Source organism: Streptomyces sp. TBY4 (assembly GCF_024213195.1).
In the GTDB taxonomy this organism is placed as follows: Bacteria; Actinomycetota; Actinomycetes; order Streptomycetales; family Streptomycetaceae; genus Streptomyces.
The window spans coordinates 102,583-124,264 of record NZ_JANAVF010000020.1 but is presented as its reverse complement, the minus strand read 5'-3'; the positions used below and the strand labels follow the sequence as shown (position 1 = coordinate 124,264).

The 21,682-nt window shown below is 73.8% G+C and carries 14 protein-coding genes; 3 read left to right on the top strand and 11 right to left on the bottom strand.

The genetic code is table 11. From position 1 onward, the window contains the following. The first annotated feature begins 3 nt into the window (after window positions 1-3). A complete protein-coding gene (locus tag NLX94_RS39500; RefSeq protein ID WP_254386981.1) occupies window positions 4-2,040 on the top strand; it encodes a sigma-70 family RNA polymerase sigma factor in 2,037 nt (678 codons plus the stop codon). A gap of 25 nt (window positions 2,041-2,065) precedes the next feature. Here NLX94_RS39500 and NLX94_RS33765 read toward each other — a convergent pair whose 3' ends face one another. From NLX94_RS33765 to NLX94_RS33710, 11 genes are all read right to left on the bottom strand, one after another. Continuing rightward, complete coding sequence (locus NLX94_RS33765) at window positions 2,066-2,884, bottom strand: phosphate ABC transporter ATP-binding protein (RefSeq protein WP_254386980.1); 819 nt, start codon at window positions 2,882-2,884, stop codon at window positions 2,066-2,068. 11 nt (window positions 2,885-2,895) lie between these two features. Then, complete coding sequence (locus tag NLX94_RS33760) at window positions 2,896-3,795, bottom strand: sortase (protein ID WP_254386979.1); 900 nt, start codon at window positions 3,793-3,795, stop codon at window positions 2,896-2,898. 44 nt (window positions 3,796-3,839) lie between these two features. After that, a complete protein-coding gene (locus NLX94_RS33755) occupies window positions 3,840-5,858 on the bottom strand; it encodes a WxL protein peptidoglycan domain-containing protein (protein WP_254386977.1) in 2,019 nt (672 codons plus the stop codon). Window positions 5,859-5,969: 111 nt separating this feature from the next. After that, on the bottom strand, window positions 5,970-7,544 hold the full coding sequence (locus NLX94_RS33750; RefSeq protein ID WP_254386976.1) for an Ig-like domain repeat protein: 1,575 nt from the start codon (window positions 7,542-7,544) through the stop codon (window positions 5,970-5,972). Between the two features lie 38 nt (window positions 7,545-7,582). Then, window positions 7,583-8,575 (bottom strand): substrate-binding domain-containing protein, encoded by a 993-nt coding sequence (locus NLX94_RS33745; protein WP_254386974.1) that lies wholly within the window; start codon window positions 8,573-8,575, stop codon window positions 7,583-7,585. Between the two features lie 209 nt (window positions 8,576-8,784). Further along, window positions 8,785-11,457 carry a hypothetical protein gene (locus NLX94_RS33740; RefSeq protein ID WP_254386973.1) on the bottom strand — a complete coding sequence of 891 codons (2,673 nt, stop codon included), beginning with the start codon at window positions 11,455-11,457 and terminating at the stop codon, window positions 8,785-8,787. Next, on the bottom strand, window positions 11,457-13,241 hold the full coding sequence (locus NLX94_RS33735; RefSeq protein ID WP_254386972.1) for a phosphate ABC transporter substrate-binding protein PstS: 1,785 nt from the start codon (window positions 13,239-13,241) through the stop codon (window positions 11,457-11,459). Before NLX94_RS33735 ends, NLX94_RS33740 begins: the two co-directional genes overlap by 1 nt. 69 nt (window positions 13,242-13,310) lie before the next feature. Continuing rightward, a complete protein-coding gene (gene pstA, locus NLX94_RS33730; RefSeq protein WP_254386970.1) occupies window positions 13,311-14,642 on the bottom strand; it encodes a phosphate ABC transporter permease PstA in 1,332 nt (443 codons plus the stop codon). Beyond that, the gene (gene pstC / locus NLX94_RS33725) at window positions 14,639-15,661 is read right to left on the bottom strand and encodes a phosphate ABC transporter permease subunit PstC (protein ID WP_254386968.1); all 1,023 of its coding nucleotides are present in this window, start codon (window positions 15,659-15,661) and stop codon (window positions 14,639-14,641) included. The genes pstA and pstC overlap by 4 nt, the downstream gene beginning before the upstream one ends. Next, window positions 15,658-16,635 carry a hypothetical protein gene (locus tag NLX94_RS33720; protein WP_254386966.1) on the bottom strand — a complete coding sequence of 326 codons (978 nt, stop codon included), beginning with the start codon at window positions 16,633-16,635 and terminating at the stop codon, window positions 15,658-15,660. Before NLX94_RS33720 ends, pstC begins: the two co-directional genes overlap by 4 nt. Before the next feature lie 1,313 nt (window positions 16,636-17,948). Next, window positions 17,949-18,470: a DUF2000 domain-containing protein gene (locus NLX94_RS33710; protein WP_254386965.1), complete on the bottom strand. Its 522-nt coding sequence runs from the start codon at window positions 18,468-18,470 to the stop codon at window positions 17,949-17,951. A 49-nt stretch (window positions 18,471-18,519) separates the two neighbouring features. On the opposite strand from NLX94_RS33710, the gene NLX94_RS33705 reads away from it, so the two are divergent. Both NLX94_RS33705 and NLX94_RS33700 read left to right on the top strand, forming a co-directional pair. Further along, the gene (locus tag NLX94_RS33705; RefSeq protein ID WP_254386964.1) at window positions 18,520-19,332 is read left to right on the top strand and encodes an AraC family transcriptional regulator; all 813 of its coding nucleotides are present in this window, start codon (window positions 18,520-18,522) and stop codon (window positions 19,330-19,332) included. A 309-nt stretch (window positions 19,333-19,641) separates the two neighbouring features. Continuing rightward, window positions 19,642-21,633, top strand: a complete 1,992-nt coding sequence (locus NLX94_RS33700; protein ID WP_254387027.1) for a discoidin domain-containing protein — start codon at window positions 19,642-19,644, stop codon at window positions 21,631-21,633. Window positions 21,634-21,682 lie beyond the last annotated feature (49 nt).

The window sequence follows — 21,682 nt, the reverse complement described above, 5'->3', positions numbered from 1 at the left end:
TCCGTGCAGGACACGAAGCGGACGATCGACGCGGTCTGGAAGCTCGAATCGGCCCGGATCATCGCCACGCTCACACGCCTGGTGCACGACGTCGGCCTGGCCGAGGAGCTGGCCCAGGACGCACTCGTCGCCGCGCTCGAGCAGTGGCCCGGCGCCGGGGTCCCCGACAACCCCGGCGCCTGGCTGACGACCACGGCCAAGCGGCGGGCGGTCGACCACATCCGGCGCTCCCGGCTGCTGACGGACAAGCAGGAGCTGCTCGCCCACGATCTGGAGGAGCGGCAGGCACGGCACGAAGAGCAGCAGGAACAGGAGCAGGACGAGCGGGGGCGGCAGGACGGGCAGGAGCCCGAACAGGACGACGTCCTGCGGCTGATGTTCATCTCCTGCCACCCCGTGCTGCCCACCGGGGCCCGTGCGGCGCTCACCCTCCGGCTGCTGGGCGGGCTGACGGCCGAGGAGATCGCCCGGGCCTTCCTCGTCACGGAGAACGCCGTCACCCGGCGCATCGCCGCCGCCAAGCGCACGCTGGCCGAGCACCGCGTGCCCTTCGAGCTGCCGGCGCAGTCGCAGCTGCCCGAGCGGCTGTCCTCGGTGCTGGAGGTCATCTACCTGATCTTCAACGAGGGCTACTCGGCCACCTCCGGCGACGATCTGATGCGCCCCGGGCTCTGCCTGGAAGCGCTCCGGCTGGGCCGGCTGCTGGCCGGGCTGCTCCCCCGGGAGGCCGAGGCGCACGCCCTGGTCGCGCTGATGGAGATCCAAGCCTCCCGTTCGGCGGCGCGCACCGGGCCCTCGGGCGAGCCCGTCCAGCTCCACGAGCAGAACCGGGGGCGCTGGGACCAGCTGCTCGTCCGCCGCGGCTTCACCGCGATGCTGCGGGCGCGGGAGGCCGGCGGGACTCCCGGCCCGTACGTGCTGCAAGCGGCGATCGCCGTGTGCCACGCGCAGGCGCGCACCGCCGAGGAGACCGACTGGGCGCAGATCGCGACCCTGTACGGGGCGCTGGCCCGGCTGCTGCCGACGGCGGTGGTCCAGCTGAACCGGGCGGTGGCGCTCGGCATGGCGTACGGGCCGCAGGCCGGTCTCGACCTGGTCGACTCCCTGGTCTCCGACCCCGTGCTCCGCGACTACCACCTCCTCCCCAGCGTCCGGGGAGACCTGCTGCTGCGCCTGGACCGCGGCCCGGAGGCCCGGACGGAGTTCCTCCGGGCGGCGGCCCTCGCCCGGAACTCCGCCGAGCGCGCCTTCCTCCGGCGGCGCGCCCGGGAGGTGCCCGGCCCCGGCGGCCCGGCCGGTCCGCCACCGGGTCCGACGCTCGGCGGGGCCGCGGAGGGCTTCCTCGGCCGGGCGGATCTGGACGCCGCGACCGTGCGCTCGTACGGCCAGACCCTGCGGCGGCTGCGGCTGGACCTCGGCGACGAGCTGCCGCTGTCCCGGCTGACGGCCGGGGAGGTGGCCCGGGTGTGCACGGCAGCCTGGGGCGGCGCCGCGGCCAGGACCTGGAACCGGCACCGCTCGGCCGTACGGTCCTTCGGCGCCTGGGCCGGCATGGACGGGCTCGCGGCCGGGCTGGAGCGGCGCGCCGAGACCCGCCCCCGGGCCTCATCCCTGGGTCCGGCGCAGCTCGACGCGCTGTGGGGCGACCCCGCGGTGCCGCTGCGGGAACGGACGCTGTGGCGGCTCCTGCACGAATCCGGGGCCGGGGTGAAGACGGTCCTGTCCCTGAACGTGGAGGACCTGGACCTGGAGGACCGCCGGGCCCGCGCGGGCCGCACCTGGGTGAGCTGGCGCTCCGGGACGGCCCGGCTCCTGCCCGGGCTGCTGGCCGGACGCACCCGGGGCCCGGTGTTCCTCTCCGACCGGCGGCCCGGACCGGCCCGGACCCCCGGGCCGGCCGATCTGTGCCCGGACACGGGCCGCCGCCGGCTGTCCTACGAGCGGGCCGAGCACCTGTTCAAGGAGGCCGCCAGGTCCCTGGACCCGGAAGGCGGGGGCTACACCCTGCGCCGGCTCAAACCCGGTCCGGAGACGGGGTGATCCGCCACCGGGCGGAGCTGCCGGGTCAGCCGAAGCGGCCCTGGACGTAGTCCGAGGTGCGCGGGTCGGCGGGGGTGGAGAACATGGCCGCCGTGGGTCCGTGTTCCACGATCTGGCCGGGCGTGCCCTGTTCCGCGAGGAATAAGGCGCACTGGTCGGAAACCCGGGCCGCCTGCTGCATGTTGTGCGTCACGATCACGATGGTGACCTCGTCGGCCAGTTCGCGGACGGTCTCCTCGATGCGGCGCGTGGAGGTGGGGTCCAGGGCGGAGCAGGGTTCGTCCATCAGGAGGATCCGCGGCCGCACCGCGAGGGAGCGGGCGATGCAGAGCCGCTGCTGCTGCCCGCCGGAGAGGGCGCCGCCGGGCTGGCGGAGCCGGTCCCGGACCTCCTTCCACAGGCCGGCCTTGGTCAGGCACTCCTCCACCAGCTCGTCCTTCTCGGCCGTCGAGGCGCGGGTGCCGGTCAGCTTCAGGCCCGCCGTGACGTTGTCGTAGACCGACATGGCCGGGAAGGGGTTCGGCTTCTGGAAGACCATGCCGATCCGGCGGCGGGCGTCGGTGAGCCGGCGGCCGCGGGCGTAGACGTCCTCTCCGTCGAGCAGTACCTCGCCGGCCAGTTCGGCGCCGGGGATCAGCTCGTGCATCCGGTTCAGGATCCGCAGGAAGGTGGACTTGCCGCAGCCCGAGGGGCCGATCAGGGCCGTCACCTGGCCGCCGGGCATCGTCAGGGAGACCCGGTTGAGGACCTTGCGGCCGCCGAACCACGCCGAGATGTCCCGGGCGTCGAGGGTGGACGCGCCGGTTGCCGGGAGGGCGGGGAGCGGGATCGTCTGCGTGGTCATCACGGCCTCGTTCACAGGAGGTTGGGCAGGAGGAGGGCGGCCTGGTCGGCGACCGCCAGGCCGAGGGCGGCCAGCACCGGGAAGCCGACCAGCCAGGTGTGCGCGCGGCCCCAGCGGATCCGCGCCCAGGCCAGGGCCGCGGCGGCGAGCAGCAGCGCCTGCGCCCACAGGACCAGCGGGAACCATGCCGAGGTCTGGCTCCCGAGCGGGGCCTCGTCCGCGGCGAGCCGCCCCGGGGTGCGGCCGCCCGACTGCTGTACGGGCGTGGTGAGTTCGGCGTCGACGTGCACCACCCCCTTCGGCATGTACGGGGTGCCGTCCGCGGTCATCAGGGTGAGCAGGGCCGTGCCCGCGGCCGGCCCGGCCGGCTGCGGGTCGCCGGCGCGGCGGACGCCGAGCACCTTGTACGTGTGCTCGCCCTGGCCGGTGACGACCCGGAAGGTCTCCCCGCGCTCCAGGTCCTCGATGTGCGCGAAGGGGCCGCCGTAGCCCGCCTGCCGGCCCATGAGGATGCTCGTGCCGGGCTGGCCGGGCAGGACCGTGTCGCGCCGGTGACCGGGTCCGGAGGCCAGGACCCCGGAGGTGGTCGCCTCTCGGACCACTTCGCGCAGTCCGATCTGCGGGATCTCCAGCAGGGCGACGGGGGCACCCGGTTCGGCCGGCCCCAACGGCGCGGTGGCGTTGGCGAGTTGTTCCCGCAGCTGCGCGTACCCCACCCGGCGGTCCCGCTCGTGGCGGAGGTGTCCCAGCGGCCCGACCTCCGCGACGAAGCCGAGGAGCAGGGCGCCCAGGATGGCCAGGGCCGCGCCGGTGGCCCACAGGCCGGGTGGGCCCGTACGCCCCGCCGGTGCCCCGGGGGCTCCGGCGGGGTCGGGGCGCACGTCCACCGGCGGGGTGGAGGTGGCTGTCATCGTGTCTTCTCCGGATGCGGAAGCGGATGAGGCGGCAGGGGTGGTCAGTTGCCCGAGAAGGTCAGCAGGCCGCGGCGGCGGACCCACCAGACGAGCGCGCCGCCGGTGAGGACGAGGCCTCCGGCGAGCAGGCCGAGCGTGGTGGTGTCGGCGCCGGTGTTGGCCAGGCCGCCGCCGGGGCCGCCCGAGCCGCCCGAGGATCCGCCCGTGACGTTGGTGGAGACGCCCACGCTGCCGCCGCTGCCCGTGGTCGTCCCGGTGGAGGCCGACGCGGACGGGGAGGGGGTGTCGGTCGGGGTCGGGGTCGGGGACGCCGTCTCCGTGGGGGTCGGGGTGGGGGTGGCGGTCGGCGTCGGAGTGGGCGTTGCGGTCGGCGTCGGGGTCGGCGTGGGGGTCCGGGTCGGGGTGGGGCTCGGCGTGGGGGTGGGCGTCGGGTTGCCCGTGCCCGGGTCCGTCGTCGTGTACTCGGTGTTGGAGGTGAACCACAGGGAGGCCGCGAAGGTCCCGTAGGTCTCCGTGCCGAAGGCCTGGCGGCACACGATCGTCAGGTCGTAGCGGCCTTCGAGGGTGCTGAAGCCGGCCTGGTTGGCGTAGTCCCGCATGGTCGTCGTCAGCGGGACGGTGAAGGCGCCCGTCGACGTCGGCGGGTAGGTGGTGATGGGCGCGTTCCCGACCGCGTTGAGGCCCTCGGCCGGGAAGCCCTTGCCGGCCACCGTGACCAGGACGTACGTGGTGGGCTCCGGGCAGGCGCCCGACGTGGTCACGTCGATGCTGCTGCCGTCGTTGCCGGTGGCCGGGTTGATCTTCGCCGTGCCGGCCGGGGCGGCGTGGGCCGCCGTCGGCCCGGTCAGGGCCAGGCCCACGAGGGCGGCGGCGGCCGCGGTGGCGACACCTGCCGCGGATCGCCGGCTGGGGCGGGTGAACTGCACGATGGACTCCTTCTTGGCGTTCTGGCGTTCTGGCGTATCGGAAGTGGCGCGCCGCCGGGCCGACGCGGCGGCGGAGGCCGCGGCCCGGGCCAGGCGCCTGCGGCGCCACACCCACAGCCCGCCCCCGGTGATCACGAGGACCAGCGCGAGCAGCGCCCACGGGACCGTCCACAGCGACACCGAGCGGGTCAGGGAGGGGAGTTTGGGGTCCACGCCGTCGCGGGCGGCGACCGGCTGGACGGAGACGACGGCGGAGGACCGCAGCACCTGGGCCACTCCGTCGGCCTTGGCGGTGATCGTCAGCGAGGTGCCGGGCAGCAGGTCGCCGAGGTCCTTCGCGCCGGAGGCGGTGACGGAGGTGCCGAACAGGCCGTTGACGCGCACGGCCTGCCGGGCGCCGAGCCGTACGTTGCCGGTGTTGCGCAGGGTGTACGTGACGGTCGCCGAGCCGTCGGCGAAGGGGATCGCGGAGCCCTCGTACGAGGCGGAGACCTCCTGCACCTCCAGGCGCGGGGTGAGGGTCCCGGCGGCGCGGACGTAGACGCGGGCGCCGACCCGCTGGTCCAGCTTGACCTTGTTGCCCTGGCCGTCCTGGGCCCCGGAGGCGAGCGAGGCGACGATGCCGCCGGTGTGGTCCCCGGGGGTGACCTCGCGGGGGACGGTGACGGTGAAGGGGACGACGACGTTGCCCTTGGGCGGGACGGTCACCTTGTCCTTGTCCAGCTTGATCCAGCTGCCCGCGTCCTTCGGGGCCTGGCCGGCCGGGAGCAGGTCGAAGCCTCCGTCGGCGGTGTTGACCGCGTCGCTCGCGTAGACATCGAGGGTGAGCGGTTCCTCGCCGTAGTTCCAGATGGCGATCTGGTCGCGGGTCGTGGCTCCGCCGGTGACCCCGTAGGAGAAGTGGGGCCGGGCGTCGGGCCCCTTCGGCCCGGCGGGCTGCACGCCGAAGGTGGACTTGCGGTCCTCCCCGGGAGCGGCCGGGGCCGCGGTCGCGGCCCGCGCGGGCGCCACTGCGACCAGCGCGAGCAGCCCGGCGAGCGCGAGCAGGGTGAGCAGCAGGGAGGGGGACGGGGCGGACCCGGCCTGCCGGCCGGGGCGGCGGCCGCGCCGGGCGGCGGGGACGGTGGGGTTCATGGCTCGGGCGTCCGATCCGGGGAAGGGGTGCGGCGGGTCCAGGTGTCAGGGGCGGGTCGGAACGGACCGCGGGACAGCACGGTCCGCTCCGACCCGGGGCTCACGCCTGGATCAGATGGCGGTGAGCGTGAGGGTGGCGGAGTAGGTGCCGGCCACCGTGGAGGTCGGGACGTTCAGCGCCAGGTCGGCGGTGACGTGCGCGGTGCCGAGACCGGTGCCGTTGGCGAGCGTGCGGGCGGACTTGAGGCCCGCCGTGCCCGGGTCGCCGGCGGCCGCTCCGTTGGCGGCGGCGACGGCGGAGCCGGCCGTCACCGTCTGCGCGGGCGCCTTGTCGACGACCTTCGGGGTCCAGCCCAGGTTCTGGCCGTTGATGGCGTGGGTGGCACCGTCGGAGAAGTCGGTGACCTGGCCGCTGACGGTCCAGCCGGGGTTGCCGGCGCGGGTGTCGGTGAGGGTGACCGGGTTGATGGAGCCGGCCGTGGTCAGCAGGTCCCCGTCGGAGTTGAGCACCGGCGAGGGCAGGGTGACCTGCGGGTTGGCGACGCTGATGGCCAGCGCGCCCGAGTTGACCGTGGTGGTGATCGTCTCGGAGGCGGAGACACCGGCGAAGGCGCCCACCACGTACGGGATCGCGCCCGAGTCGGAGCCGGTGAAGGCGCCCGCGTCGGCCGGCACGAACACGGCGGTGAAGGAGTGGTTGCCCACCGGGAGGCTGCTGGTGTTCAGGACCGCGGTGCCGGCCGCCACCGGGACGGTGCCCAGGGTGACGGTGGAGCCGCCGACGGTGTCGGTGAACTTCACCGATCCCGCCGCGCCCGCGGGGGTGACCGTACCGGTCAGGGTGACCGGGCTGAACTGCGGCGCCGTGCCGGCCGGGGAGACGGCCAGGGCGGTGGTGGTGGTCGCGGCCGGGACGGCCGTGACCACGTAGGAGACGGCGGAGGAGGCGGAGCCGTTGTACGAGGCGCTCGCCGGCGTGAAGACGGCCGTCAGGCTGTGCGTACCGGCGGTGAGGTTGGACGTGGTGAGCGCCGCGGTGCCGTTGTTCACGGTGACCGGGGTGCCCAGGTCGGCCGCGCCGTCCTTGAACTGGACGGTGCCGCCGGCGCCGGCCGGAGTGACGCCCGCGGTGAGGGTGACCGGGGTGCCCGCCTGCGCGGGGCCGGCCGGGGTGACCGCGAGGGAGGTGACGGTGTCGGTCTTCACCGCCGGGTCGGTGTTCTGGTAGGTGGTGTTGGAGGTGAACCAGATCGCGCCGGTGTAGTCGCCGAGGCTGGTGCCGTTGAAGGCGGTCCGGCAGATCACGGTGAAGTCGTACTTGCCCTGCAGGGTGGTGAAGCCCGCCTGGCTGGCGTAGTCCCGCATGGTGGAGGTGAGCGGGATGACCATGCCGCCGTTGGCGGCGGTCGGGTAGGTCGCGATGGGCGAGTTGCCGACCACGTTCAGGCCCTCGGCCGGGAAGCCGGAACCCTCCACCTTCACCAGCACGTTGGTGGCGGTCTCCGGGCAGGCGGCCGAGGTGGTGAACGCGATGCCGGACGTGTCCGCGCCGGTCGCCGGGTTGATCTCGATGGTGCCGATCGGGGCGGCGTACGCGGCGCCCGCCCCGGCCAGACCCGCCGCGAAGGCGGTGGTCACGGCGGCGACGCCCAGGGCCATGGTCCGCAAAACTCTGTTCTTCAGCACAACGTCTCCAGAATGTGAAGCTCGGGCGGCGATCAGGGTCAGGGAGTCTGCTTGGTGATGTCGCCACAGTTCGGGCTGGTGGCGAAGCCGTACGTGTTGATCACCGAGGTCTGCTTGCAGATCTCGGAGTTGGCGCCGACGAAGACCGTGCTCCACGGAGCCGTGGCGACCTTGCTGGTCGGGATCACGTTGTAGACGTCGCGCTTCACGCCGAACCCGCTGTTGAGGACGGTGGGCGCGGTGCCGTCGATGGTGCCGAGGATGGCGCGGCCGCGCAGGTCCGCGATGGTCTGCGAGGACTGCGACTGGTACTGGGCGATGGAGAACGGCACGATCGACTTGTCGTCGAGGAGGCGGCCGTCGTGCTCCTGCACCGGGGTGGTGCCCTTCTTGTCCTTGATGCAGGGGTAGACGCCCGCGACGACGTCGGCGTCCGTGATCCCCATCTGGGACTCCCAGAAGCCGCGGGTGCCCGAGCCGGCCTGCGGCAGGTAGACCGTCATGGCGTAGTTGGGGCCCTGGCCCACGTAGTTCGGGTCGCAGTGGTAGATCGCCTTCAGGTCGGTCAGCGACAGCTTGCGCGGGATCGCCGAACCGGGGGTGATGGCGTAGGTGACGCCGTCGACCGCGAAGGGCACGTAGGTCAGGCCCGGTGCCGCCGCCGCCAGGTTCAGCGAGGAGGAACGGGCGAAGTCCAGACAGCCGTTGTTCGCCTGGAGGGAGGTGAGCAGCGCGGAGCGGCCGGCGCCCGAGCCGTTCGGGCGGGCCATGGTGCAGTTGCCGTTGGCCGGGTCCTTGGTGGTGATGTTGGCGGAGCCGGTGGAGTCGTAGGAGCCGATGACCTTCTGGCCGCCCACGGTGATGGCCGCGGCCATGCCGTTCATGACGTCCTGGGTGGTGTCGGAGCCGACGCCGGAGAGCTGGCGGTACTGCGGCGGGCCCGACGGGTCGGCGGCGGCGAGGCCGGCTCCGGCCATGGTCGCCGCGAGAGCGAAGGCCGAGACGCCGAAGGCGATTTTCTTCTTGTTCACTTGGGGTGACCCCTCAGCTAGGCTGCGCCCGGGTGGTGCCCGGCGCGCGTGGGATGAAGTTCCGTTGGCGCGGATTGGTCAGACGGTTGTCGCCGGGCATCACCTTCCTTTCGTCGTGCGACCTTGAACAGGGACCGGAATTCGGGACCGGGAGCCGGGACCGGGATTCGGGACCGGGATTCGGGACGGGCGGGGACGGGACGCGGACCTCAGTCCTGGTCCGGCGGACTCCAGTCCCTGGGGCCGGCCTTCTTGTGGGTCGCCCAGTCCGCCGGAAGGTCCGCGGGCCCGCCGGACGCCGCGGGGACTCCCCCGGCGGCGCGCAGCGACCGCAGCCACGACAGGGCCGGGGGCAGCAGGCGCGGGAGCAGCGGTCCCGCGAAGGCCGCGAGAGCCCCGACCACGAGGCAGATCAGCAGGACGTTGCGGATGGCTCCGACGGCCCAGGCCGGTGTGGTCCCGGCCGCCTGTGCGGCCGGGGCGCCCGAGCCGCCGGTGGTCCCCGGGCCGCCCGTGGCCGCCGCGGCCGGGGCGCTGGGCGAGGCCGGGGCGGGGCCGGGCGCGGCGGAGCCGCCGCCCGCCGCCGTGCCTGCGGCGCCGGAGGTTCCCGTACCGGCCGTCCCGGAGGCCGGGGGCGCCACCGCCCCGCCCGGGCCGGACGGCGTACCGCCGGCGCCGCCCGGGGCCGGCGCGCTCGGCGCCGGGGGCTCCGGCGTCGGCGCCGGCTTCTTGCCCGCCTCCGTGCTCACCCGCTGCGCCGCCGCCCGGGTCTGGGCGCGCAGCGGCTCCGGCAGCGGGGCGTAGCCGTGCGGCAGGCTGCCCGCGGCCACGCCCGGGGTCTGCCCCTGGCCGGCCGCGTAGGCCAGCATGGCGCCGTAGTCCCTGCCCTCGGCCTCCGTGAGGTCGGCGGGCACGGTGGCGGCGTAGGTGAGGACGGTGAGCGGGTACGCCGCCGGGTCCGCGGCCGCCGGGTCGGGGGAACTGACCCCGTCGGCCCCGGCCTTGCGGGCGTTGGCGGCGGCGATGAGCGCGGCCGGCTCGGGGGCGACGAACTTCCCGCCCGCGTTGAGGAGTTCGGCGCTCACCAGACCGTAGCGGTCGGCGGTGGCGGTATCGGTGACGGCGAGCACGGCGCGCGAGCCGGCGAGCTGCGGCGGGTCCTTCTTGTAGGCGGGCGGGGTCGCGGTGGCGTCCCAGGAGGTACGGGCCAGGGTGTCGCCCCGGCTCGAAGCGCGCGCGGCGGCGTGCATGTCGGTGGCGTAGGGGTGCTTGTCCTGGATGCAGAGCGGGGACTCGGGGTGGTCCGGGAAGGCCTGGCAGTACGGGTCGCTCTTGGGGAAGGTGTCCAACGGCACGGCGAGACCCCGGTAGTTCGGGTTCACGGCCATGCCGGCGTACGAGGGGTCCCCGTGCGCACCCGTGTTGTCGGGCGCGCCGTCGAGGAACTCCCGGGCGGCCGGGTCGCGGGACACCCAGTCCCACAGCTGCCGGGTGGTGTCGGCGAGCGGCTGCGGGACCAGGGCGTCACCGAGCTTGTTGGGGAAGTCCAGTCCCGCGTACTCGGGGTTGTGCTTCATGAACTCCGGGTCGTGGCCCAGGTTCACCGGGTTCTTCGCGGTGCTGTCGGCGAAGCGTGAGTTTCCGTCCTGGTAGGACTCGGTCAGCAGCTTCGCCACCAGCCTGGGGGTCAGCCGCAGGCTGCCGAGCCGGATGCCGTTGCGGGCCTTGACCTCGGGTGTCGCCGTGAACCCGGCCTGGCTCTCGATGAAGAAGCCGATGGTGATGCCGGAGAGGGCCACGGGCGCGTAGACGGGTTTGCGGTCGGGGTCGGCCGGGGCGGGCCGGCCGAGGAAGACCATTCCGGGGGTGCCGGAGAGCAGTTTGACGCGGGCGGTCTCGTCGGGGACCTGGGCGTAGCCGTAGATGGCCTTGCCGCCGGTCTGGCACAGGGCGGGCTGCCAGCGGGTGACGGCCTCGGCGGCCATCTCGCTGCCGATGGTGCCGCGTTCCTCGGCGCCGATCGGGCAGAAGCTGCCCAGGGGTTCGAAGCCGAGCGGGACGAGGATGCGCTGCTTCCAGTTGGCCGGGCTGAGCGGGGAGGACTGGAGCTGGCCGCTGGACTGCGCGGTGTGCGGGCTGCCGTCGACCTCCTTCTCTCCGCGCGGCACGATCACCAGCCAGCAGCCCCGTCCGGTGGCGGCGACCTGGGAGCCGGGGAGCGCGGAACCGCAGCCGAGGCCGGGGGCCTCGATGGCGGTCTGGGTCTCGAACCAGACCTCGCCGGAGCCGCGGGCGTTGGTGCGGGCGTACGGCACCTCGTTGGTGCTGTTGACGTCGTAGAACTCGTTCCAGTTGCCCGGAGTGACCGGGTCCCCGCCGACCGTACGGAAGGGGGCGTACGAGATCCCGCTCGGAGTGGGGGGCGGCAGCGGCTCCTTCTCCGAGTCCTGCAGGTTGGCCCCGTAGTTGAGCTGGCGGGTGTTGGTGTAGGCCCCGGCCTGGCCGGAGCCCGAACCGAGGGCGGAGGAGGCGCCGAACTGGCACTGGTCGGTGCCGGGTCCGGTGGGCTCGTCCCCCCAGCACTGCATGATCTGGAGGTAGTTGGCGCTGTAGTTGGTGTCGGAGACCGTGGGCTTGCCGCCGGTCCAGGAGATCTTGACGACCTGTCCGACGAGGTTGCGGGTCTGGCCGACGGTCACCTTGAGGTCGGCGAAGTCGCCGGTCCCGGACACCGTGACCTCGGAGCCCCCGGACTCCCCGGCGGCGTACGCGGCCTGCGGCCCCAGGCCGCCGGGCCCGGAGGTGGCGACCACGGGGAGCAGCAGCAGGCAGAGCGTGCCGAACAGCAGCCGGATCCGGCGCGTGCGGAAGGGTGCGCGCATCAGGAGCCGCCTCCCGTGCGGCCGCGCCGCGCCAGGCGCCGGGTGAGCAGCGGCGGGGCGACCGTGACGGCCAGCAGGAGCAGGGCGCCGAGCACCATCAGGACGGTCTGCAGGGTCCCGCCGATGCCCGTCGACGTGGTGACGGGGATCCCGAACAGGTCGGCCGCGCCCGCCGCGAGGGGCTGCCCGGTCTGCGGGTCCACCGCCCCGCCGTCCGCGCCGGCGCCGCCGTCGCCCGTACCGCCGGTGGCGGCCGCGGCGCCGCCCCCGCCGTCGGCTCCGCCCGTGGCGCCCGCGGCCGTGCCCGCGGCGGCGCCCGTGGCTCCGCCGGAGGCCGCGCCCCCGGTACCGCCCGTCCCGCCGGTGCCGCCTCCCGAGGCCGCACCGCCACTGGCCGCGGCGCCGCCGGTGGCCGCACCGCCGCCGGAACCGCCGGGCTGCGTCGGGTTCTTGTTGCCTCCGGTGCCGGTGTCGCACTGGGTGGGGCCCTGCTTGTCGCAGGCGGGGGGCTTCGGGGCGGTCTCGGCCAGGATGTTCCTGCCGTCGGGCGAGAAGGTGGGGTTGCGGCAGTTCTTGATGTCGATGTTCGCCACGGCCACGCCGGGGATGCGGCGCACCTGATCCAGTCCCGCCTGGACGAGGTTGATGGGGAGCGGGGAGTAGCCGAGCCGGTCGACGGAGCGCTGTCCCTCGCAGAGGAAGTAGTAGGCGAAGGCGCCGAGCGCCTTGCCCTTCTGCGGGTTGAAGTTCGATTCCTGCGCCGTCGGGATGATCATGTAGCTGTAGCTGGAGAGCGGGTAGGTCCGCTCGTCGCCGCCCGTGTAGACGCCTTCCAGCTTCTGCGTGAGGTCGGGTTCGATCTCCGCCTTGATGAGCGACACTGCGACGTTCTGCGCGGTGGGCTCGGTGTAGTAGCCCGACTTGTTGAGGACCTTGACGACCGGGAAGCCCGTCGTGGAGACCGCGTAGGAGTACTCGACGTACGTGATGGTGCCGATGTTGCCCTCTTGGGCCACGTAGCCGGAGACGCCGTTGGAGCCGGACTGGCCGACGAATCCGCGGCCGGCGATGGTGGGGAAGTTGGAGGTCTGCCCGCAGGGGGTGGAGCGGCCGGCCTTGGAGCAGTAGGCGTCCCACAGCGGCGCGTGCTGCGAGCTCATCCACTTGGTCAGCTGGGCGGTCGTGCCCGAGCCGTCGGAGCGGACGACCGGGACGATCCTGCGGGCGGGGAGGGCGGCGGCGAGGCCCGGGTTGTCGGCCTTGATCGCCGGGTCGTTCCAGGTGGTGATCACGCCGGTGAAGATCTTGGCCACGTTCTCGCCGGAGAGGCGCAGGTTGGTGACCCGGCGGTTGCCGATCTTGAGATTGTACATGAAGGCCGTGCCGCCCGCGACGATCGGCATGTAGCTGAACTTCCGCGCCGGCGGCGGGTCGACGACCCCCGAGTCCTTGATCCCGTACGGGATCTCGGAGACCGCGAAGTCGACGGTGCCGTTGCGGAACTGGTTGCGGCCGTCGGACGATCCCGTACCGCTGTAGTTGACCGTCATGCCGTACTGCTTGACGTTGGCCCGCCACTGGTCGAGGGCGTTCTGGCTCCAGGTGGAACCGGCACCGGAGACCGGCACGTAGGTCTCGGCGGCGGCCGGTACCGCACCGGGCAGGACGGCGGCCAGCGCGGCCAGGCACAGCGCGAGTCCGCGGACGAGCAGGCGTCGGCGCCGGGCGGGTGCGCGGTCGCCCGAAGGGGCACGCACGGGGTATGCCGGGGGTCGTCCGGGCATGGGTAACTCTCCTGATCGGTCACAGATCGTACGAATGGACGCGGCGCGGGCCGCGAAGAGCGGGGCGGGCTACGCCCGGGGCGGGGGCACCGCCCGCCACCCCTGTGCCTCCGGTCCCCCGGCCTCTTCTTCGGTCAGGGCGAGGTCCCGCTCGGCGGCCCGGGCGCGCATCCGCTCCACGTCACGGGCGGACGCGAGGACCCGGCGGTGCTGGGCGCCGCGGCCGAGCTGGCCCGGGGCCTTGCCCCCGATGAGCCGGGCGAGCACGAACAGCAGCAGCACCAGTGCCATCAGCAGGGCGGCGCAGCCGAACCCCCGGGCGATCATGGACTTCTCCGGTGACTGGACCAGGCTGAAGACCGCGAGCGGCAGGGAGAGTTGCGGCCCTTCGAAGGGGTTGGCGTTGAGCCCGTTGGCGATTCCGGAGGTGAGCAGCACCGGGGAGGTCTCCCCGATGCCGCGGGCGGTGCCCAGGATGACGGCGGTGGTCAGTCCGGAGCGCGACGTGGGCAGGACCACCGTCCACACGGTGCGCCACTGACCGGCGCCCAGGGCGTAGGAGGCCTCCTTCAGCGAGCCCGGCACCAGCCGGATCACCACGTCGGAGGCCCTGATCACGATCGGCAGCATCATCACGGACAGCGCGAGGGCCGCGGCGAAGCCGGACTTGTCGAAGTGGAGCAGCAGGATCCAGGTCGCGTAGACGAACAGGCCGGCCACGATGGAGGGCAGCGCGGTCATGGCTTCGACGATGGTGCGGACGAACCGCGCGTAGCGGCCCGGGACTTCGTTGAGGAACACCGCGCAGGCCAGCCCCAGCGGCACGGTCACGGCCAGCGCGATGCCGATCTGTTCCAGGGTGCCGACGATGGCGTGCAGCGCCCCGCCCTGGGTCAGCGGCTCCAGCGGACCGGTGTCGCCCATGTCCTCGGTGAAGAAGTTGAGGTGGGCCAGGGCGTCCCAGCCGCGCATGAGCACGTAGCCGACGACGAACACCAGGGCCGCCATCAGCAGGACGGCGATGCTGTGCACGAGGACCTGCGCGAGGCGGGCCCGCACGGTGGCGGCGGGCTCGTCGAGGGAGACGAGGACGGCGTAGAGGGCCATGAAGGCCAGGTAGAGGACGACGGTGAAGCCGAGGGGCGCGTCGAAGGGCAGGATCCGGCCGAACAGCAGGGCGGTCATGGCGAGCGCGGCGGCGGCCGCGCCCACCATGGCGAGGACGTCGCGCACGTGCAGGGTCGCGGTGTTGCGCCGGTGTTCGGGCGGTACCCCGGCGCCGTCGTGCACCACGGGAGGGCGGACGGTGGCGACGGGCGCGTGCGGGCCACCGGGTACGCCGGGGGCGTCCGGGGCACCCGGCGCACCCGGGCCGTGCGGCCTGTGGGTGAGGGCGGTCATGCGTCGGCCCCCGCTCCGGAGCGGCTGCGGGCCACGACCGAGGAGGCGATGAAGTTGACCACCAGGGTCATCAGGAAGAGCGTGAGCCCGGCCGCCATCAGCGCGGATATCCCGAGGGGGCTGGCCGATCCGTAGCGCAGGGCGATCAGGGAGGACACGGAGATGGCGCCGTTCTGGAGGATGTGCGGCTGGATCACGAAGACCGGGGAGATGATCAGATAGACGGCGATGGTCTCCCCCAGCGCACGGCCGAGCCCGAGCATGGTGCCGCCGATGATCCCGCCCCTGCCGAAGGGCAGGACGACGGAGCGGATGACGCCCCACGGGGTGGCGCCGAGCGCGAAGGCGCCCTCGCGCTCGCCGGGCGGGGCCTGGGCGAAGGCCTCGCGCATCACCGAACAGGCGATGGGCGTCACCATCAGCGCGACTACCATGCCGGCGATGAAGGTGGAGGAGGTGTAGAAGGTGTTCGGGCTGAGCGGGTCGCGCGGGTCGTCCCCGTCCACCGCGAAGGGCGGGAACCAGCCCAGGTACGTGGTGAGCCAGCGGGACAGCCCGACCACGTGCGGCTGGAACAGGAACAGCCCCCACAGGCCGTAGACCACGCTGGGCACCGCGGCCATCAGGTCGACGAGGCTGATGAGGGTCTGCTTGACGCGGCGCGGGGCGTACTCGGTGATGTAGAGGGCCGTGCCCATCGCCAGCGGCAGCGCGAAGAAGATCGCGACGCCGCCGATGAGCAGCGTGCCGATCAGGATCGCCGCCACACCGAAGTTGTGGGAGTCGGGCTCCCAGGCGGAGGTGGTGAGGAAGGACCAGCCGGCCACGTCCAGGGCCAGCAGGGCGCGGCCGCCGAGGAAGACGCCGACCAGGGTCATGATGAGCAGGACGGCGGCGCCGGCGGCGCGGGCCGAGCCGCGGAAGATCCGGTCGGCCGGATCGCCGCTCTTGGAGAGGGCCCGCGGGGTGATGTGCTCGTCCCCGGGGGCGGCCGGAGGAACCACCGTGGTCACGGTCATCGCAGCCCTCCCCCGCGCAGGGCCAGCCCCGGGACGTCACCGGCGCCGGGCAGCCGCAGACCGCGCAGCCGCCGGGTGTGGGTGACGCCGGAGGCCACCTGCGCCTCGGCGACGGCGGCCAGGAACAGCTGGAGGCTGTGGCGGCATTCGCGCTGCCGCCGGAAGGTGCGGACGGCGACAGCCACGCACTGCTCGTCGAGCACGAGCTGCCAGGTCCAGGCCCCGATGCCGGAACCGGGCATCACACCGGGACCCGGCATAGCACCGGAGCCGGGCAGTGCGCCGGAGCCGGGCAGCACGCCGGAACCGGACGGCGCGCCGGAGCCCGGCATCGTGCCCGGGCCGGGGATCACGCCGGAACCGGACGACGCGCGGGAGCCCGGCAACGTGCCGGAACCGGGCAGCACGCCTGAGCCCGGCATCGCGCCGGGGCCGGAGATCACGCCGGAACCGGACGGCGCGCCGGAGCCCGGCAGCGCGCCGGAACCGGGCAGCACGCCTGAGCCCGGCATCGTGCCCGGGCCGGAGATCACGCCGGAACCGGACGGCGCGCCGGAGCCCGGCAGCGCGCCGGAACCGGGCAGCACGCCTGAGCCCGGCATCGTGCCCGGGCCGGAGATCACGCCGGAACCGGACGACGCGCCGGAGCCCGGCAGCGCGCCGGAACCGGGCAGTGCGCCGGAACCGGGCATCAAGCCCAAGCCCCGCTTCGCGCCGGACCCTGACATCGCTCCGGAGCCGGGAGCCGCGCCGGAACCGGGGCCGGAGGCGCCCGGGACCGCGCCCCCCGCTCCTCGGGGACCTTGACCCGCCGCCACGACCCCACCACCCGTGGACATCATCACGATCGGGACGGCCTCGCCGATCCGCTCACGGAGCCGCTCGACGGCCGCGCCGCAGGCACCGAGGGAGCGGTACACGGAAGGGCTGCGGCCGAGCTCGTGGTTGTTGGAGCCGACCAGCCGCCAGGTCACGGCGTCGGGCCCGCCTCCGTGGCCACCGGGGCCGCCGTCCCCCCGCCCCGCGTGCGCTCCCCCCGCCATCGGCGCAGGCGCCTGACGTCTTTCCACGTCCACCCAGGACACGAACAGAAAACGTGGCCGAGACACCGGACCGCCCCCTTCCCCACAAGCCGTGCGTGGCCGGAAAACGGCCACCCACCCATGGCCGCGGGCATGACAATCCACGGGGCGTAGGGCTCTGGGGCACACGGATCGGTGAAGCAGAAACGGAGAACACGTGAACGCGCGGCGGAGGCACGTTTCGCCTGCGGCGACCGGAACTCGCCGGCGACCCGGACCACGGCCGCCCCCCGCCGGGACCGCCGCCGCACCGTCCGGCCCACTCTCGCCCGCGGGCCCCACCCCCACCCCGGCGGCGGCCCTCCCCACGACCACGGCGGCAAGGCCTGCAAGGTCCGCCCCACGCGGAGAACATCCCCCGGCCCACTCGTACAGCCGGTCGGGACCCTGCATCCGCGCCGGAAGCGGCGGCGAACACCAGAAACCCAGGTCGGCCCACACCACCAAAATGGCCGACACGCCACCACCCACCCGACACCACCGAGCCCCCACCCCGGCCGCGCGGCCCCAGGCGAGGAGACCCCATCAGGGCCGCCCACGCAGCAAGCATCCCCGGCCCACTCGCACAGCCGGTCGGGACCCTGCATCCGCGCCGGGAACGGCGGCGAACACCAGAAACCCAAGTCGGCCCACGCCACCAAAATGGCCGACACGCCACCACCCACCCGACACCACCGGGCCCCCACACCACCACCCGCGCATCCTTCCCGCGCCGCACAACGCCCCCGATCCCCCGCCCCACCGGCACCCAGACCCCGGCGCCCCCTCCCACCGGCCACGCGTCTCCCCCGAGCCCCCGTGCACCGGCCGCACTTCTCCCCCACGCCCCTGTCCCCTGCCCCTGCGCCACCGGCGCGCGCCCCGCCCCAGGTGGTCCCCCGGGTGCCCGGCCCCCGGTGGCCCCGCCCCACCCGCCGCGCGGCACCCCCTTCCCCCGCCACCGGCGCCCGGACCCCGGCTCCCCTGTCCCCCTTGCCACCGGCGCGCGCCCCGCCCCAGGTGGTCCCCCGGGTGCCCGGCCCCCGGTGGCCCCGCCCCACCCGCCGCACGGCACCCCGTTTCCCCGCCACCGGCGCCCGGCGCCCGCCCCGGGTGGCCCCTCGGGCGCCCGGCCCCCGGGGACGCTGCCCCCACCGGCCGCGCGGCGCCGCCGCCGCCGTGTCCCCGGCGCCCGGCCCCCGGCGCCCCCGCCCCCGGTGCCCCCCTCAGCCGTGCATGCGGGCCCCCTTGAGCGCCTTGTCCACGGAGTTGCGTGCGCCGTGGACGGCGATTCCGACCAGGTCGAGGTGGTCCTTGCCCACCGCCGCCACGGCCGCCCGGTTGGCCCGGTCGTGGCCCGTGGCGAACAGGTCCGAGGTGAACACCGCCGTGGGCAGCCCGCGCCGCACCGCCCGCTCGTGCGCCGCCGCCAGCGTCTCCTTGCCGCCCTCGAAGACCAGGACGGGCTGGCGGAACATCGGCAGATAGGGGGTCCCGTCGGCGTCCTCGTACGGCTCTCCGACCACCTCGGGGCAGGCCGTGCCGAGCCCGCTGACGAGGAAGGCGGTGACGTTCAGCCGCTGCCACGTCTCCAGGTCCTCGCGCAGCAGCACCGCGATCTTGGTGTCGAACCGCACGGGCCCGTCCGCCCCGCTCCCGCCGCTCCCGCCGCTCCCGCCGTTCCCGGCCTGCCCGACCTGCCCGACCTGCCCGACCTGCTCATGCTTCGCATCGTGCTCGTCTCTCATGCCCTGAGACTGCCGGGCGCCCCCGCGTGCGGTCTTGTACGTTCTTCACGTGCAGCCCCAGCAGGAGGTCTCGGCCTGGCGTCCGCGGGTCGCGGGTGTCGTCGAGGTGTTCCACGCCCGCTTCACCGCGCACGCCTACCCCATGCACGTCCACGATGCGTGGACCCTGCTGATCGTCGACGACGGCGCCATCCGCTACGACCTGGACCGCCACCGGCGCGGCACCCCGGGCGACACCGTGAGCCTGCTCCCGCCCCAGGTCCCGCACAACGGCTCGGCCGCCACCCCGCACGGGTTCCGCAAGCGCGTCGTCTACCTCGACACGACCCTGCTGGACGAGCGCTTCATCGGCGCCGCCGTGGACGGCCCCGACCTCGCGGACCCGGTCCTGCGCCGGCGCGTGGGGCAGCTCCACCGGGCCCTGGCGGCCCCCGGGGACGAGTTCGAGGCGGAGAGCCGGCTGGCCCTGATCGGCGACCGGCTGCGCACCCTGCTCCGGCCCCGCCTCGAACTCCCGCACGCCCGCGCCGCCCTGCCCGGCCCCGGCCTCGCGCGGAACCTGCGCGAGCTGCTCGACGAACGGGCGGCCGGCGGCCTGTCCCTGGAGGAGGCGGCGGGTCTGCTCCAGGCCCACCCCGCCCACCTGGTGCGCACGTTCAGCGGCACCTTCGGCATCGCCCCCCACCAGTACCTCGTCTCGCGCCGGGTCGCCCTGGCCCGCCGGCTGCTCCTGGAGGGCCGCCCGGCCGCCGAGGTGGCGGTCGAGGCGGGCTTCTACGACCAGTCCCACTTCACCCGCCACTTCAAGCGGGTCGTCGGCACCACCCCCGGGCGCTACGCCCGTTCCGCGCCGACCCGCTGACGGGAACCCGCCGGGCGAGTAGGGTGACGCGCCATCAGGTCATGTGACCCGGACTCTTGACTCTGTACCCGGCAGTAGCGATTCTCATCGCAATGCTTGCGCGGGACATGACAAACAGGTGCCAAGGCGGCCACGCCTCCGGTGGACCGTGTCCTCGACCGCGCCCTCCGCCGACCGAGGACGTGAGTAGTGGCCACGACCCAAGAACCACAAGGACCCCAAGAACCCCGCAGGCAACGACCGGAACCGCCCCGCCGCCACCGGCGCAAGCCGGTCGCGATCCTGTCCCTGCTCCTCGGCCTGCTCGCCATGGTGCTCGGCCCCGTCCCGGGGGCCGCCGCCGACAACAACTGGTGGGAGCCCACCGCCCGGCCCGCGCCCGACTCCCAGATCAACGTGACCGGCGAGCCCTTCAAGGGCACCGACGCCCAGGGCAACGTCCGGGGCTTCGTCGACGCGCACGACCACATCATGTCGAACGAGGGCTTCGGCGGCCGTCTGATCTGCGGAAAGCCCTTCTCCGACGCCGGGATCGCCGACGCGCTCAAGGACTGTCCCGAGCACTACCCCGACGGCAGCCTCGCGATCTTCGACTTCATCACCAAGGGCGGCGACGGCAAGCACGACCCCGACGGCTGGCCCACCTTCAAGGACTGGCCCGCCCACGACTCGCTGACCCACCAGCAGAACTACTACGCGTGGATCGAGCGCGCCTGGCGCGGCGGCCAGCGCGTCCTCGTCAACGACCTCGTCACCAACGGGGTGATCTGCTCGGTCTACTTCTTCAAGGACCGCAGCTGCGACGAGATGACCGCCATCCGCCTGGAGGCGAAGAAGACCTACGACATGCAGGCCTACGTCGACAAGATGTACGGCGGCCCGGGCAAGGGCTGGTTCCGCATCGTCACCGACTCCGGGCAGGCCCGCGACGTGATCAAGCAGGGGAAGCTGGCAGTGGTCCTCGGCGTCGAGACCTCCGAGCCCTTCGGGTGCAAGCAGATCCTGGACATCGCGCAGTGCAGTCAGGCGGACATCGACAAGGGCCTCGACGAGCTGTACAACCTCGGCGTGCGCAGCATGTTCCTGTGCCACAAGTTCGACAACGCCCTGTGCGGGGTCCGCTTCGACGAGGGCGCGCTGGGAACGGCCATCAACGTCGGGCAGTTCCTGTCGACCGGCACCTTCTGGATGACGGAGGCGTGCAAGGGCCCGCAGCACGACAACCCCATCGGCCTGGCCCCGGCGGCCGCCGCCGAGAAGCAGCTGCCGGCGGGCGTGAGCGTGCCCTCGTACGCCTCGGGCGCCCAGTGCAACACCCGCGGGCTCACCGACCTCGGTGACTACGCGGTGCGCGGCATGATGAAACGCAAGATGATGCTCGAACTCGACCACATGAGCGTGAAGGCGGCCGGGCAGGCCTTCGACATCCTCGAGTCCGAGAACTACCCCGGCGTGATCTCCTCGCACAGCTGGATGGACCTGGGCTGGATGGAGCGGCTCTACAAGCTCGGCGGTTTCGCCACCGCGTACATGGGCGGCTCCGAGGGCTTCAGCGCCGAGGCCAAGCGGACCGACGCGCTGCGCGAGAAGTACAACGTCGGCTACGGCTACGGCACCGACATGAACGGCGTCGGCGGCTGGCCCGGCCCGCGCGGGGCGAACACGCCGAACCCGGTCACGTACCCCTTCCGCAGCACCGACGGCGGCTCGGTCATCGACAAGCAGACCACCGGCCAGCGCACCTGGGACCTCAACACCGACGGCGCCTCGCACTACGGCCTGGTGCCCGACTGGATCGAGGACATCCGCATCGTCGGCGGACAGGGCGTGGTGGACGACCTGTTCAAGGGCGCCGAGTCGTACCTGCGCACCTGGGGCGGGTCCGAGCAGCACAAGGCCGGCGTGAACCTCGCCGCGGGCCGGCCCGCCTCCGCGAGCACCTCCGAGTGGTGGAACCCCTTCGTCAGCTTCGCGCCCGGCCTCGCCTTCGACGGCAACCGGGGCACCCGCTGGGCGAGCGAGTGGAACGACAACCAGTGGCTGCAGGTCGACCTCGGCTCCCAGCAGCTGGTCAAGCGGGTCACCTTGGACTGGGAGGCGGCGTACGGGCGGGCCTACCGCATCGAGGTCTCCTCGAACGGGACGGACTGGACGACGGCCTGGTCCACGGCCGAGGGCGACGGCGGGGTGGACACGGCGAGGTTCTCCGGGGTCCCGGCCCGGTACGTACGCGTCCACGGAGCGGGACGCGGCACCCAATGGGGTTACTCGCTGCACGAAGTCGGCGTATACAGCAGCTGACGGCGTCGGGCGGGGTGTCCGCGGGCCTCCGTGCCCGCGGACGCCCCGC